12 protein-coding genes are annotated in these 13,566 nt (G+C 72.6%); 4 read left to right on the top strand and 8 right to left on the bottom strand.

What is annotated here, in order from left to right; genetic code table 11:
• Nucleotides 1-115: 115 nt before the first annotated feature.
• Entirely contained in the window at nucleotides 116-1,048 is a 933-nt protein-coding gene (locus tag H516_RS0105540) for an arginase family protein (RefSeq protein WP_022888726.1), read from the top strand.
• Nucleotides 1,049-1,115: 67 nt separating this feature from the next.
• Nucleotides 1,116-1,601 carry a SixA phosphatase family protein gene (locus tag H516_RS0105535; protein WP_022888725.1) on the top strand — a complete coding sequence of 162 codons (486 nt, stop codon included), beginning with the start codon at nucleotides 1,116-1,118 and terminating at the stop codon, nucleotides 1,599-1,601.
• An 11-nt stretch (nucleotides 1,602-1,612) separates the two neighbouring features.
• Here H516_RS0105535 and H516_RS0105530 read toward each other — a convergent pair whose 3' ends face one another.
• The 7 genes from H516_RS0105530 to hutH all read right to left on the bottom strand — a co-directional run bounded on the left by H516_RS0105530 (nucleotide 1,613) and on the right by hutH (nucleotide 11,070).
• Nucleotides 1,613-2,179, bottom strand: a complete 567-nt coding sequence (locus H516_RS0105530) for a GNAT family N-acetyltransferase (protein ID WP_022888724.1) — start codon at nucleotides 2,177-2,179, stop codon at nucleotides 1,613-1,615.
• Nucleotides 2,180-2,333: 154 nt separating this feature from the next.
• Nucleotides 2,334-3,569 carry an imidazolonepropionase gene (hutI, locus tag H516_RS18545; protein WP_022888723.1) on the bottom strand — a complete coding sequence of 412 codons (1,236 nt, stop codon included), beginning with the start codon at nucleotides 3,567-3,569 and terminating at the stop codon, nucleotides 2,334-2,336.
• Nucleotides 3,570-3,697: 128 nt separating this feature from the next.
• Nucleotides 3,698-5,452 (bottom strand): urocanate hydratase, encoded by a 1,755-nt coding sequence (locus H516_RS0105520; RefSeq protein ID WP_022888722.1) that lies wholly within the window; start codon nucleotides 5,450-5,452, stop codon nucleotides 3,698-3,700.
• 494 nt (nucleotides 5,453-5,946) lie between these two features.
• Entirely contained in the window at nucleotides 5,947-6,783 is an 837-nt protein-coding gene (locus H516_RS18540) for a CPBP family intramembrane glutamic endopeptidase (RefSeq protein ID WP_022888721.1), read from the bottom strand.
• On the bottom strand, nucleotides 6,780-7,577 hold the full coding sequence (locus H516_RS18535) for a CPBP family intramembrane glutamic endopeptidase (protein WP_022888720.1): 798 nt from the start codon (nucleotides 7,575-7,577) through the stop codon (nucleotides 6,780-6,782). The genes H516_RS18540 and H516_RS18535 overlap by 4 nt, the downstream gene beginning before the upstream one ends.
• Before the next feature lie 159 nt (nucleotides 7,578-7,736).
• Complete coding sequence (locus H516_RS0105505; protein WP_022888719.1) at nucleotides 7,737-9,200, bottom strand: M23 family metallopeptidase; 1,464 nt, start codon at nucleotides 9,198-9,200, stop codon at nucleotides 7,737-7,739.
• Between the two features lie 292 nt (nucleotides 9,201-9,492).
• The gene (gene hutH / locus H516_RS0105500) at nucleotides 9,493-11,070 is read right to left on the bottom strand and encodes a histidine ammonia-lyase (protein WP_022888718.1); all 1,578 of its coding nucleotides are present in this window, start codon (nucleotides 11,068-11,070) and stop codon (nucleotides 9,493-9,495) included.
• A gap of 115 nt (nucleotides 11,071-11,185) precedes the next feature.
• Here hutH and H516_RS0105495 point away from each other — a divergent pair, with 115 nt between their 5' ends.
• Both H516_RS0105495 and H516_RS0105490 read left to right on the top strand, forming a co-directional pair.
• On the top strand, nucleotides 11,186-12,058 hold the full coding sequence (locus H516_RS0105495; protein WP_022888717.1) for an IclR family transcriptional regulator: 873 nt from the start codon (nucleotides 11,186-11,188) through the stop codon (nucleotides 12,056-12,058).
• Between the two features lie 245 nt (nucleotides 12,059-12,303).
• Nucleotides 12,304-12,738 carry a cupin domain-containing protein gene (locus H516_RS0105490; RefSeq protein WP_022888716.1) on the top strand — a complete coding sequence of 145 codons (435 nt, stop codon included), beginning with the start codon at nucleotides 12,304-12,306 and terminating at the stop codon, nucleotides 12,736-12,738.
• Between the two features lie 191 nt (nucleotides 12,739-12,929).
• On the opposite strand, the gene H516_RS0105485 is transcribed toward H516_RS0105490, so the two are convergent.
• Nucleotides 12,930-13,532 carry an antibiotic biosynthesis monooxygenase gene (locus H516_RS0105485; protein ID WP_022888715.1) on the bottom strand — a complete coding sequence of 201 codons (603 nt, stop codon included), beginning with the start codon at nucleotides 13,530-13,532 and terminating at the stop codon, nucleotides 12,930-12,932.
• Nucleotides 13,533-13,566 lie beyond the last annotated feature (34 nt).

The following is a 13,566-nucleotide window of genomic DNA, read 5'->3' as shown; positions in this document are numbered from 1 at the left end:
GCGGCCCGTGGCGCGTTCGGGCCCGCCCGCCCGGGCCAGCCCCCAGTCTGGGATCACAGACGTCCGGCGGCGCGGAGGACTGGGCACCGGCGCGCGCGACTCGTAGCGTGGGGGCATGGCCGATGTCGCACTCTCGCATGATCCGCTGTGGCGCCGCACGGGCGACTGGCCGTCGCCCGAAACGCTCGCCCCCGAGGCATCCGCCGCCCTCGCGCTGCTCGGCGTGCCCGCCTGGCGCACCTCGCTCTCGCCGACGAACGCGCACGCCACCCCCGCGGCAGTTCGGCAGGCACTGCGCCGCTACAGCCCTGCACTCGTGCCCGACCGAGTCGGTCGTGCCGATGCGGTCGACCTCGGCGAGCAGCTCGTGGTCGACGCGGGCGACGTCGTCGAACCCGACGGGCCCGAGGGCGAGGCGCGCACGCGCGCGACGGTCGCCGGCCTGCTCGGTCGCGCCGACGCCGTCATGGCGCTCGGCGGCGACAACTCCGTGACCGTGGCGACGGCGCTCGGTGCCTTCGGCGACCGGCTGGGCAGCGCCGGGCTCGTCACGATCGACGCGCACTACGACCTTCGCGACGGCGTCTCGAACGGATCGCCGGTGCGGCGCCTCGTCGAGGCCGGGCTCGACCCGCGCCGCATCGTGCAGATCGGCATCGCCGACTTCGCGAACTCCGCCGACTACGCCCGACGGGCTGCCGGGCTCGGCATCACGGTGATCCACCGCGACGAACTGCACGGGCGCCGCCCCGCCGACGTCATGGCCGAGGCGCTCGAGATCGCCGGCGCGGCAGGGGGCCCGGTGCACCTCGACATCGACGTCGACGCGTGCGACCGCGCGGTGGTGCCCGGATGCCCCGCCTCGATGCCGGGCGGACTCGCCGCCTGGGAGCTCCGCGCGCTCGTGCGGGCTGCGGGCTCGGACGCCCGGGTCGTGAGCGCCGACCTCACCGAGGTCGATGCGACCGCAGACTCGCCCGACGGGCGGACGGTGCGGCTGACCGCGCTCTGCGTGCTCGAGTTCCTCGCCGGCGTCGCCGGGCGCTGAGCGTCGCCGGGCGCTGACCGGCGCCGCGCGCGTTGTGGCCCGCCTCGAACGGTGCCACGCTGGAGGGGTGAAGACGCTCTACCTCGTGCGGCACGCGAAGTCGGACTGGGGCGATCCGATGCTCGACGACCACGATCGCCCGCTGAACGACCGCGGGCTGCGCGACGCACCGACGATGGGCCACCGGCTCGCGGACCGGGGCGTGCGACCCGACCGCATCGTGACGAGCACCGCGGTGCGCGCGCGCAGCACGGCGCGGCTCCTGGCGCGGACGCTCGGCATCGGCGACCATCACGTCGTGGAGGAGCGGAAGCTGTACGCGGCCTCGGAACGGAGCATCCTCGCCGTCGCAGCGGACCTCGACGACGAGCTCGGGGTCGCCATGCTCGTCGGCCACAATCCCGGCATGAGCGACGCCGTCGGCGAGCTCACCGGCGAATGGGTCGAGCTGCCGACGTGCGCCGTCGTCGAGTGCCGGGTCGCGGTCGACTCGTGGGTCGAGCTCGTCGAGGGCGCCGGCGAACTCATCAGGGTCGACACGCCCAAGCACTGACGCGACGCGGGTCAGCGGCCGACCCGATGCCAGGGTCTCGGGTCGGTGCGGACGAGCCCGAACAGGTCGACGTCGTGGTTCGTCCCGGCGTTGAAGAAGGCGCCGCGCAACCGCCCCTCGTGCGTGAACCCGCATTTCTCGGCGATGCGCCTGCTCGCGGCGTTGTCGGGCACGATGACGAGCTGGATGCGGTGCTGCTTCTTGGACGCGAAGAGGTAGTCGACGAGCAGCTGCACCGCCTCGGTCGTGTAGCCGTGGCCCGCGTGGGCGTCGCCGTACAGCTGGTACGAGAGCTCGAAGGCGTCCCAGTAGTTCACGGGCGTGAAGAACTCGATGTGGCCGACGATCCGCCCGCCACGATCGTGGATGAGCAGCGTGCCCTCCTCGCGCTCCCAGAACCCGTTCTCGGCGAACCGCGCGCGCAGCACCGATTCCGAGACGACGCCGAGCGGGAAGTAGGCGCCCCGGGTGCGGATCTCGACGTGCGCCGCGCAGAACGCGTCGAGCTCGCCTTCGCGCACCGGTGCGAGGGTGACCAGTTCGCCGCTCAGCATGCCGTCGTCTCCGGATGCCGCCATCCGCTCATGCCCGCAGCGTACACCTCGTCGAGACGGCGCCGATGAACTGCTCGGGGTCGACACGCCCAAGCACTGAGCGCCCGCACGCCATGCCGGATCGTGGTGTCGCACGAACCGTCGTCAACCGGCCGCAGTGACGACGATGTGCGCGACATCAGGTTGCGGCTGGTCGCCCGACGACCGGGGCGCCGGCGGCCCAGACGCGCCGCACGAGCGGCACACCCGGGCGGTAGGCGAGGTGCAGATGGCTCGGCGCGTCGAGCTCGACGAGGTCGGCACGCAGGCCCGGCCGGATCGAGCCGACGTCGTCACGACGCAGCGCCAGTGCCCCGCCCGCGGTCGACGCCCACAGCGCCTCGGCCGGGGTCATGCCCATGTCGCGCACGGCCACCGCGATGCAGAACGGCATCGAGCTCGTGAAGCTCGAGCCCGGGTTGCAGTCGCTCGCGAGTGCGACGGTCACGCCCGCGTCGATCAGCCGGCGCGCGTCGGGGTAGGGCTGGCGGGTCGAGAACTCGACGCCGGGCAGCAGCGTCGCGACGGTGTCGGACGAGGCGAGCGCCGAGACGTCCGCGTCGCTCAGGAAGGTGCAGTGGTCGACCGACGCGGCCCCGAGCTCGACGGCGAGGTGCACGCCCTCGCCTTCGCCGAGCTGGTTGCCGTGCACGCGCACGCCGAGACCGGCGGCGGCGCCCGCCTCGAGCACCCGGCGCGACTGCTCGGCGGTGAACGCCCCGCGCTCGCAGAAGGCGTCGACCCAGCGCGAGTGCGGGGCGCAGGCGGCGAGCATCTCGCCGATCACGACGTCGACGTAGGCGTCGCCGGCCGCAGCCTGGTCGCCGTCGAAGCGCGGGTCCTCGCGGAACTCGAACGGCACCACGTGCGCGCCGAGGAAGGTGACCTCCTGGGTCACCTCCCGGGCGAGGCGCACGAGGCGCTCCTCATCGGCGACGCTCAGGCCGTAGCCCGACTTGATCTCGAAGGTCGTCGTGCCCTGCGCGTGCAGTTCGGCGACGAAGCCCGCGAGACGCGCCCGCAGCTCGTCGTCGGTCGCGGCACGCGTCGCGGCGACGGTCGAACGGATGCCGCCCGCCTCGTAGCGGTCGCCCGCCATGCGCGCGGCGAACTCCTCGGCGCGGTCGCCGCCGAACACCAGGTGGGTGTGGCTGTCGACGAATCCCGGGATGACCGCACGGCCGCCGGCGTCGAGGAGTTCGACGCCGGCGGTCTGCGCGGGCGCGTCGGCCGCGGGGCCGACCCACGTCACGAGGCCGTCGTCGAACAGGACGGCGGCGTCGCGGATGATGCCGAGCGGGCCGCCCTCGCGGCCGGCCTGCTCGTCGTTCGTGACGAGCTCGCCGATGTTGGTGATGAGGGTGGCCCGAGGCATCCGTGTCGCCTTTCGATCGTTGTGCGGTGTCGAGTCTCTCAGTCGAGTGGGCGATCCTTGCGGCGAGATCGCGGGGCGATGCGCCAGGATCGCCCACTCGGCGAGAGCACGCGGGGGTGGGAGCGCGCTCAGCCTTCGAGCATCGGCACGTCGACGCCGCGCTCGCGCGCCACCTCGATCGCCCGCTCGTAGCCCGCGTCGACATGCCGGATCACGCCCATGCCCGGGTCGTTCGTGAGCAGCGCCGTGAGCTTGGCCGCGGCGAGCTCGGTGCCGTCGGCGACCGACACCTGGCCCGCGTGGATCGAGCGGCCGATACCGACGCCTCCGCCGTGGTGGATCGACACCCAGGTCGCGCCCGACGACGCGGCGGTGAGGGCGTTGAGCAGCGGCCAGTCGGCTATCGCGTCGGAGCCGTCCTTCATGGCCTCGGTCTCGCGGTAGGGGCTCGCGACGCTGCCCGAGTCGAGGTGGTCGCGGCCGATCACGATCGGCGCCCTCAGCTTGCCCTCGGCGACGAGTTCGTTGAAGCGCAGACCGGCCTTGTGGCGCTCGCCGTAGCCGAGCCAGCAGATGCGCGCGGGCAGGCCCTCGAACTCGACGCGCTCGGCGGCGGCGTCGAGCCACTTGTGCAGGTGCGTCTTCTCGGGGAAGAGCTCCTTGATCGCCTCGTCGGTGACGCGGATGTCTTCCGGGTCGCCCGAGAGGGCGACCCAGCGGAACGGCCCGAGGCCCTCGCAGAAGAGCGGGCGGATGTACGCCGGCACGAAGCCGGGGAACTCGAACGCGCGTTCGTAGCCGCCCTTGCGCGCCTCGTCGCGGATCGAGTTGCCGTAGTCGAACACCTCGGCGCCGGAGTCCTGGAACTCGACCATGGCCTGAACGTGATGCGCCATCGACTGCTGCGCCCGGGCCGTGAAGCCCTCGGGGTCGTCGGCGGCGGCCTGCTTCCAGTCGGCGACGGAGACACCCTCGGGCAGGTAGGCGAGCGGGTCGTGCGCGCTCGTCTGGTCGGTGACGACGTCGACCGTCAACTCGCCCGCGCGGTGGCGGCGCAGGATCTCGGGGAACACCTCGGCGGCGTTGCCCACGTAGCCCACCGACCAGCCGCGGCGCTCCTCCTTGGCCTTCAGCACCTTCGCGATCGCGGTGTCGAGGTCGGTCTCGATCTCGTCGAGGTAGCGCTTGCCGACGCGGCGGCGGAGCCGCGACTCGTCGACATCGACGATGAGGCAGGCGCCGTCGTTGAGCGTGACGGCGAGCGGCTGCGCGCCGCCCATGCCGCCGCAGCCGCCGGTGAGGGTGAGGGTTCCGGCGAGCGGGCCCTCGCCGTCGCGCCGGCCGGCCGCCGTCGCGCTGCCTCCGAGCGCGCTGCCGCCGAGCGCGCTGCCTCGGCCCTCGGCGATGAGCTTGCGGCCCACCGCGGCGAAGGTCTCGTAGGTGCCCTGAAGGATGCCCTGCGAGCCGATGTAGATCCACGAGCCGGCGGTCATCTGGCCGTACATCGTGAGGCCCTCCGCCTCGAGCCGGCGGAATTCGGGCCACGTCGCCCAGTCGCCGACGAGGTTCGAGTTGGCGATGAGCACGCGCGGCGCCCACACGTTGGTGCGGAAGACGCCCACGGGCTTGCCCGACTGCACGAGCAGGGTCTCGTCGGCCTCGAGGCGCTCGAGCGTCTTCGTGATGGCGTCGAACGCCTCCCAGTTGCGGGCGGCCTTGCCTGTGCCGCCGTAGACCACGAGGTCTTCGGGGTGCTCGGCGACCTCGGGGTCGAGGTTGTTCATGAGCATGCGCAGCGGCGCCTCGGTCTGCCAGCTCTTCGCGGTGAGCTCGGTGCCGCGGGGGGCGCGGACGGTGCGCGGGGTGGTCGTTGCGTCGGTCATGGTTCGATGGTCGCGCACCTGCGGCACCGCGACAACGGATGCCGCGTGTCGGGCGTCTGGGATTCCAGACGCGCCGGCAGCCGGCGTCGGCGGAGCGTCAGGGTGACGCCAAGCCGATTCCCGAATCGGGTGGAGGGCGGTCGTGAGGCGGCACCCTCGCCGCTGTCCAAGGGAGGGCGTCCCAATCACCCTGTGCCAGTTGCGCCTCATCGTGAGGCGCAACTGGCACAGCGTGAACGAGATCGTCGTGGGGCTCTTGCCGGTGGCTGCCGAGAATGCGGTTCGCGCGGGCCGCCGCTGTTCGGCGTGGGACAGCCCGGTCGCGCCGCGACGGCTCGGCGATCACGGGTGGGATGACCCGTAGGGCTCTCCGGGGAGGCGGACCGTCACGAGGAGCCTTCCGCCCGGCCGTCGTCGGCGTGGTCTCGGCTCTACCCCGCGATCCGGGCCTCGCGCCTCTCGCCGACGGAGGCGCTCGCGGCGGCCTGACCCGACTACACGCCCGGAACCGCGGTGCCGGGCAGTCCCGAGCCGGCCTGCTGCTGCGCGACCTTGCCGCGGATGAAGATCAGCAGCACGAGGCCAGCGAGAATGACCACGATGTTGCCCTGGGCGGCGAAGGCCGTGAGCGGGCCGTCGGCCGGATACGCAGTCTGCAGGAAGATCGACGGGTCGGTCGTCGCATGGAGCAGAATCGGCCAGATCAGGTTGCCCGTGACGCGGAGGGCGAGGTACATGCAGATGCCGAACGCGAACGTGTAGACGAGCTGGAAGGCGGTCGCGAGCGGCGGCTGACCCGACAGCAGGTTGCTCGAGTGCAGCGCGGCGAACAGTGCTGCGGAGACGAGGGCGACGGTGATCTCGCGGTAGCCGCCCCTGCGCATGAGGTTCACGACGAACCCGCGCGTCAGGGTCTCTTCGGCGAACCCGATGAACAGCCCCGCGACGAGCCACGCCACGACGAGCCCTGCACCCGCAGCGGCGTAGTCGACGGTCGCGAAGCGCAGCACGTTGAAGAGCAGCACGGCTACGACCGCGATCCACATCCAGCCGCGGCCGCGGATCGGCTGCGGGCCGAACAGCTCGCGCAGCCGGCCGAGCGACCAGGCGAGCACGACGAGCACGAGGCCGCCGAACGCGACCGGGATCACGGTGAAGACCCACACCATCGCTGCAGGTTCGATCTCGTCAGACGGGAACAACGGTGCGAACAGGAGCGGAACGCCCTGATACACGGCGAAGTACCCGACGACGAGCAGAAGGGAGCGCCACCAGCCGCCCTCCTCCCAGAACCGTCGCCACGGCGACCGGCCCTGCCCCGCGGGGGTCACGCGACCGCCGTCGTGAGACGCGTCGACCCGAGGCGCTCGTCGGCGCCGCGGATGACGAACCAGACGACCGCGAGGCCGATCACGCCGGCGATGAGATTCACGGTGCCCGCGAGAACGGCGAGCGGTCCGGGGGTGCCGTGGCCCACAGCGAAGGTCGAGAAGTCCCACAGGGCGTGCAGCACCATCGCCCAGATCAGCGTGCCCGTCGTGCGACGCAGGATGTAGAACACGGTTCCGCCGAGGAAGGCCATGCCGACCTGCTGCAGGGTCAGGAGGAGATCCTGGCCGGTGAACGCGTTCGCGAGGTGCATCAGGCCGAACAGGGCCGAGGTGATGAACCACACCCAACCCTCGCCGAGTCGGCTGCGAAGACCGACGAGCAGCAGGCCGCGAGTCGCCATCTCCTCGGTGAAGCCCACGAGCAGCAGCACGATCGACGCGGCGAAGAAGCCGATGTCGTACGAACCCCAGTCGGTGCTGGCGATGTTGATCACGAGCGCGACCGCCATGATGGCGGGCACGAAGATGGGCCAAGATGCGCTGCGCTTGCGGTCGAACAGGGCCGGATGCCACCACCCGAGCAGGCTCGCGGTGATCGCGAGCAGGACGGCGCCGACGACGAGCGAGACGCCGGCGCCGAGGAAGAGCGTGCCGCCGTCGTCGCCCAAGCGGGTGTACGGTATCCCGCTCAGCTGCTGGACGATGAAGACGACGATCGCGTACCCGAGCCAGATCGCGAGCCCGATCCAGACCCGAGGTCGAACGCGGAGAGGGGTGGTGGTGGACTCGATCACGGGCAGCCTCTCAATACGGGAACCGCGCAGCGCAGGCCTGCGCGAGCCGGTCATCGAATCATGGCAGAAGACGCCCCCGCTTCGGCGTCGAGGCACGTGCGGGACCGAGCGAGCGCGTCACCCCTCCGCGAGCGTCGTCGTGGTGACGCCCGAGGAGCGTCAGCCGAGCGCGATGCCGCGCGCCGCCATGAACGGGATCGCGTCGATCGCGGAGCCGTCGATCCGGACTTCGTAGTGCAGGTGGCAGCCGGTGGAGGCGCCGGTCGATCCGACCGCTCCGATGAGCTCTCCGGCAGCGACCTGCTCGCCGGGGGCGACGAGGATGCCGCCGTCGATGAGGTGGGCGTACCCGGTCGAGACGCCCGAGCCGTGATCGATGAGGATCCAGTTGCCGTACGATCCGCTCGGGCGGGCCTCGACGACGGTGCCGCCGGTCGCGGCGAACACCGGCGCGCGGCAGCCCGCGGCGAGGTCGGTGCCGCGGTGGAAGTCATTGACTCCGGGCAGCGGCTTGTTGGGCCGCGGGCCGAAGCCGTCGGTGAGATCGCTGTTCTCGACGGGCGTCGACCAGCCCTGGTCGCTCAGCTGCCCCGAGTCCTGCGGAAGGGTGTCGAGGAAGGCGACGCTCGTCGACGCCACGCGCGTCTTCAACCCGGAGAGGGCGGAGCGGGCCTTGCCCACGGCGCGCTCGGCATCTGCGACCTTCTCCTGTGCGCCATCGACGTCGATCTCGTCGACGGCCGCCCATGCTTCATCGGCGCGCGCCTCGGCCGCATCGGCCTCGGCGTCGCGCTTCGCGGTGATCTCGAGCAACTGGTCGGCGTCGCCGGCGATATCGGTGATTCGCGCAACCCCACCGAGCCCGGCGAGCAGGTCGCGCCCGGAGCCGATCGCGGCACCCATGGAGTTGAGGGAGGCGTTGCCGCCCTTCGACGCGGCGAGATAGCCCGCTGCGGCCACGTCGGCGTCATGGCGGGCGTCGTCGGCGAGCGACTGCAGGCGCTCCGCGATGCCCCGCGCGACCTCGCGGGTCGAGGTCAGTGCCTCGAGCTCGGCCTCTGCATCGCGCAGCGCGGCAATCGCACGGTCGAGTCGCGCTCGCGCCTGGAGCAGGGGACCGACGTTCGAGTCGGTCGGGGTCGAGATCCGGGCGAACGGACCGTCGCCGACGAGCACCACCGGTGCCCTCGGAGCCGTGACCGGTTGCGGGGCGGGCTGCTGGGTGCCCGGCGTGGGGGTCGGCGTGGGGGTCGGCTCGGGCGTCGGCGTCGGCTCGGGCGTCGGTGTCGGCGTGGGGGTCGGTGTCGGCGTGGGGGTCGGCGTGGGGGTCGGCTCGGGCGTCGGTGTCGGCGTCGGTTCTTCGGTCGGCGTCGGCGTCGGTTCTTCGGTCGGCGGGGGCTCTTCGCTCGGCGTGGGCTCTTCGGCCGGCGTCTCCACGGGCTCTTCGGCCGGCGTCTCCGCGCTCGCGGCAGGATCGCTCGCGGCAGGATCGCTCGCGGCAGGATCGGTCGGCGCGGCTTCGGTCGTCGCGGTGTCGGTCGCCTCGACCGGGGCCGTCTCTTCAGCGATGGCGGGAGGGACCACGCTCAGACCGATCAGCACCGCGATCGCGGTGGCCGCCACCGCAGTTCCGCTCGGCCGGGCGCGACGCGCTCGGAGAGGATCTTTCGCGATGAGACTGAATCGGTGCGGCATTGGTTTCCGTTCGGGTTGCCGGGCTTTCGGGCCGACGTACCTCAGTCTTGCATCCGTCTGTGCGGGGCACAACATCTCGATGGGTCGTGACCGTGCCCTCTTCGGGGGAGCCCGAGGGGGTCGCAGGCGAGCCGGGGACGACGACCGGAACGGTGCGGTCGCTACGCGGGGGGATCCCTCGATCCGCGGTGATCGCCGCCGAAACCCGGGGGCACGGGGCTCAGTCGAGTGCGCCGAGCGGCGCGGTTGCGCGTGCGGCGACCTCGCCCGACCGCACTGCGGCGGTGATCGCCTCGATCTCGGGCGAGAGGAAGCGGTCGGGGCCGGGGCCGGCCCCGACCGACTCGGTGAGCGCGACGACCGCGCCGGTCGCTGCGCCGGGCTCGAGCGGCGCCCGCAGCGAGAGGCCGCGGGCGGCCGTCATCACCTCGATCGCGAGCACGCGGGCGAGCCCGTCGACGGCGCGACGCAGCTTGCGGGCGGCGGCCCAGCCCATCGACACGTGGTCCTCCTGCATCGCCGAGGAGGGGATCGAGTCGACCGAGGCCGGCACGGCGAGGCGCTTGAGCTCCGAGACGATGCCCGCCGCCGTGTACTGCGCGATCATGAGGCCCGAGTCGACGCCGACCTCGTGGGCGAGGAACGGCGGGAGCCCCTGGTTGCGCGCCCGGTCGAGGAAGCGGTCGGTGCGCCGTTCGCTCATCGAGGCGACGTCGGCCACAGCGATCGCGAGGAAGTCGAGCACGTACGCGACGGGGGCACCGTGGAAGTTGCCGTTCGACTCGACCCGGCCGTCCTTCGTGAGCACTGGGTTGTCGATCGCACTCGCGAGCTCGGCCTCGGCGACCGAGATCGCGTGGGCCAGGGTGTCGCGGGCCGCACCGTGGACCTGAGGGGCGCACCGCAGCGAGTAGGCGTCTTGCACGCGGCCGTCCTCGGGGCCCTTGTGCGAGTGCACGATGGGCGACTCGGCGAGGAGCCGCCGCAGGTTCGAGGCCGAGTGGGCCTGCCCTCGCTGCGGGCGCAGCTCGTGCAGGTCGGCGGCGAACACCGCGTCGGTGCCCATGAGGCCCTCGATGCTCATCGCCGCCGAGATGTCGGCGGTGGTGAGCAGCAGCCGCAGATCGTCGATCGCGAGGGCGAGCATGCCGAGCATGCCGTCGGTGCCGTTGATGAGGGCGAGGCCCTCCTTCTCGCCGAGCTGGAGCGGCGCGATGCCCGCGGACGAGAGCGCCGACGAGGCATCCACGAGGTCGCCCTCGCCGGCCGAGCCCGTCGAGACCCGCACCTCGCCCTCGCCCATCGCGACGAGTGCGCAGTGCGCGAGGGGTGCGAGGTCGCCCGAGCAGCCGAGCGAGCCGTACTCGCGCACGACGGGGGTGATGCCGGCGTTGAGGATCGCCGCGTAGGTCTCGGCGGTCTCGCGGCGCACGCCGGTGCGGCCGGTCATGAGGGTTGAGAGGCGCAGCAGCATGAGCGCGCGGACGACCTCGCGCTCGACCTCCGCGCCCGAGCCGGCGGCGTGCGAGCGCACGAGACTCGCCTGCAGCTGCGCGCGGCGGTCGTCGGCGATGAAGGTCGTCGCGAGGGCGCCGAATCCGGTCGAGATGCCGTAGTGGGGGTGCGGGTCGGCGGCGAGCGCGTCGATGATCGCGCGGCTCGCGGCGACGCCGTCGAGGGCGGTCGGGTCGAGCACGACGGATGCCCCGTGGCGGGCCACGGCGACGACGTCGTCGATGCTCAGGCCGGCGATGCCGACGGTGACGGCAGAGGGGGTCGAGGTCGCGTTGCTGCTCATGTCTGATAGTCCACCTCGCGGATGCCTCGTGCGGGAGTGGTTCGCGGTGACATCCGTCTGGGATGCCAGACCGGCGTACGCTGGTGGAACCGGATCCCGAACGAGATGGCAGACGATGTCGGAATCGAACTCCCAGACCGACCGCGAGCGTCACCTCGATGCGGACGGTGCGAGCGGTGCGGTCGGCGCGGTCGGCGCGGCGGCGACCCGCCCGGCGACCTCGAAGGTGCCGGCGGCCGACCAGACGCTCGCGATCCTCGCGCACCTCGCCGCGCAGCGCGGCCCGGTACCCGCCGCGACCATCGCGCAGGCGCTCGAGCTGCCGCGGTCGACCGTGTACCACCTGCTCGCGGTCATGCAGGAGCGCGGCTTCGTCGTGCACCTGCCCGAGGAGCGGCGCTACGGCCTCGGCATCGCGGCGTTCGAGCTGTCGAGCGGATTCAGCAGGCAGCAGCCGCTGGCCCGCCTCGGCGGACCGCTCGTCGCGGGCCTCGTCGATCGCCTCGGCGAGAGCGGTCATCTCGCTGTGCTGCACGGCCGCGATGTGCTCTACCTCGTCGAGGAGCGCGCCCCGCGCCGCCCCTCGCTCGTCACCGACGTCGGGGTGCGCCTGCCCGCGCACCTCACCGCGACCGGCCGGGCGATGCTCGCGGCGCTGCCTCCCGCGCAGCTGCGCGCGCTCTACCCCGACCGAGGTGCGTTCGCCTGGCGCGGAGCGCCGAGCGATGCGGGCGAGTGGCGGTACGGCCGCCTCAAGCAGGTGCTGGAGCGGGTGCGCGAGGCAGGATGGGCCGCCGAGGACGGCGAGGTCACCGAAGGGCTCGCCTCAGTCGGTGCGGTCGTGCTCGATCACGTCGGCTGGCCGGCCGCCGCGATCGCGGTCACGTTTCGGGGCGATTCGGATGCCGCGGCGCGCGCCGACGAGATCGCCGCGGCCGTGCGCGCCGCGGCGGGCGAGCTGTCGCGTCGTATCGGCGCCGCCCGCTGAGCCGTCCCGCTCGTCCCGTCCCGGCCCGCCCGGCCCGTCCCGTCTCGTCTCGTCTCGTCCCGCCCTGCCTAATCCGCCGAGTCGCCAGAAAGTGTCGGAAACGGCTCGGGGAAGCGCGGATTTCGGCGACTGGCCGAGGGGTGCTCGGTGCCCGCCCGCCGAGTCGCCAGAAAGTGTCCGGATGTCGACGGGCGTGGGCGGTTCTCCGTGGGCCGTGGGCTCGCGGGGGCCGGTAGCGTGGCGGCATGACGGCATACGAGGTTGCAGACATCGGGGCGCCTGACGAGTGGCGTTCGCACTACGGCGGTTTTCGCCCCGACAGCTCGCGCGACGGGCGGCGGGTCGTCGACCACGACCTCGCCATGCAATACATCGGCCTCACTGCGAACGCACTCGAACCGGGCGAGCAGGCCGGCTACTGGCACACCCACTCGCGCATCGAGGAGCTCTATGTGTTCCTTTCGGGGCGCGGACAGATGGGCCTCGACGACGAGGTGGTCGCGGTCGGGCCCGGCTCCGTGGTGCGGGTCGGGCAGGGCGTCGCCCGTACCTGGCGCTGCGCGCCCGACGGCACCGAGCAGCTGCGCTGGCTCTGCATCAGGGCGGGCGGCTCCGAGTTGCCGCACCTGCCCGACGACTCGGCGCGCCTGCCGGAGAAGCCGATGCCCTGGGGCGACTGAGCCTCCGTGGCGAACCCGGCTCGCCCGGGCGCAACGAAGGCGCGAGCGGGGTCGCCCCCGGCGGCGGGCGAGTTGCAGGATCATCCGGTCGGCACCGCCGAGAGGAGGTGCGCCGGCCCGCTCATCCTGCAAGCCCGACCAGCGAAGCCCCGACGCGGCGGGAGCGGAAGGCGCCCCGCTCGCTGCGCTCGTTACTCGGCCGCCGCGCGCGGCGTGAGCCAGCGGTGCAGTACGCGCGTGACCCAGGGCAGCACCCAGTAGGTCATGATCGGCGTGAGGATGAGCGTGGTCACGAGCGCGCGCAGCCAGATCGGCAGCTCGCCGAAGCCCGGCACCGGTGACACGAGGTACGAGAACGCGAGGTTCACGGGGAAGAAGCCGAGCCAGATCGTGACGGCCTGCTTCCACCGCGGCGGTGCGGGCGGCGGGGATGCCTCGTCGAGGGGAGCGCCCGTGGCATCCGCCGCAGGAATCGACCCGGTCGCCGGGTCGTCGAACCAGCCCTCGATGCCCGTGCGTCGCCTGCTTCGCTCGGAGCGCACGAATCCCTCGCCCATCGACAGCCACCGGGTGCGCTCGCCCGAGCGCTCCCAGGCCTCGAGGGCCTCTTCGCTCGCGAAGCGGTAGAGCATGTGCCAGACCTGCGACGACTCGCCCGCGCGCACCCAGCCCGAGCCGAGGAAGCCCGGGTACTTGTTCGCGAGGTTGACGCCCGTCTGCACCCAGGCGGTCGCCTCGGCGATGTGCGCGGGGTCGACCTCGCGGCGGATCGAGACGGTGATGGGTTCGGACATGCGTGAATTCCTCGGGTTCCGGGCGCTTGTGGCG

Source organism: Agromyces italicus DSM 16388 (assembly GCF_000421545.1).
Lineage (GTDB): Bacteria > Actinomycetota > Actinomycetes > Actinomycetales > Microbacteriaceae > Agromyces > Agromyces italicus.
This window is presented reverse-complemented; position numbering and strand designations above follow the sequence as displayed.

What these genes read in the sequence shown, in the direction of transcription:
- H516_RS0105540 (WP_022888726.1), top strand. Translation starts at nt 116, where the DNA reads ATGGCCGATGTCGCACTCTCGCATGATCCGCTGTGGCGCCGCACGGGC.
- H516_RS0105530 (WP_022888724.1), bottom strand. Translation starts at nt 2,179, where the DNA reads ATGGCGGCATCCGGAGACGACGGCATGCTGAGCGGCGAACTGGTCACC.
- hutI (WP_022888723.1), bottom strand. Translation starts at nt 3,569, where the DNA reads ATGCCTCGGGCCACCCTCATCACCAACATCGGCGAGCTCGTCACGAAC.
- H516_RS0105520 (WP_022888722.1), bottom strand. Translation starts at nt 5,452, where the DNA reads ATGACCGACGCAACGACCACCCCGCGCACCGTCCGCGCCCCCCGCGGC.
- hutH (WP_022888718.1), bottom strand. Translation starts at nt 11,070, where the DNA reads ATGAGCAGCAACGCGACCTCGACCCCCTCTGCCGTCACCGTCGGCATC.
- H516_RS0105495 (WP_022888717.1), top strand. Translation starts at nt 11,186, where the DNA reads ATGTCGGAATCGAACTCCCAGACCGACCGCGAGCGTCACCTCGATGCG.
- H516_RS0105490 (WP_022888716.1), top strand. Translation starts at nt 12,304, where the DNA reads ATGACGGCATACGAGGTTGCAGACATCGGGGCGCCTGACGAGTGGCGT.
- H516_RS0105485 (WP_022888715.1), bottom strand. Translation starts at nt 13,532, where the DNA reads ATGTCCGAACCCATCACCGTCTCGATCCGCCGCGAGGTCGACCCCGCG.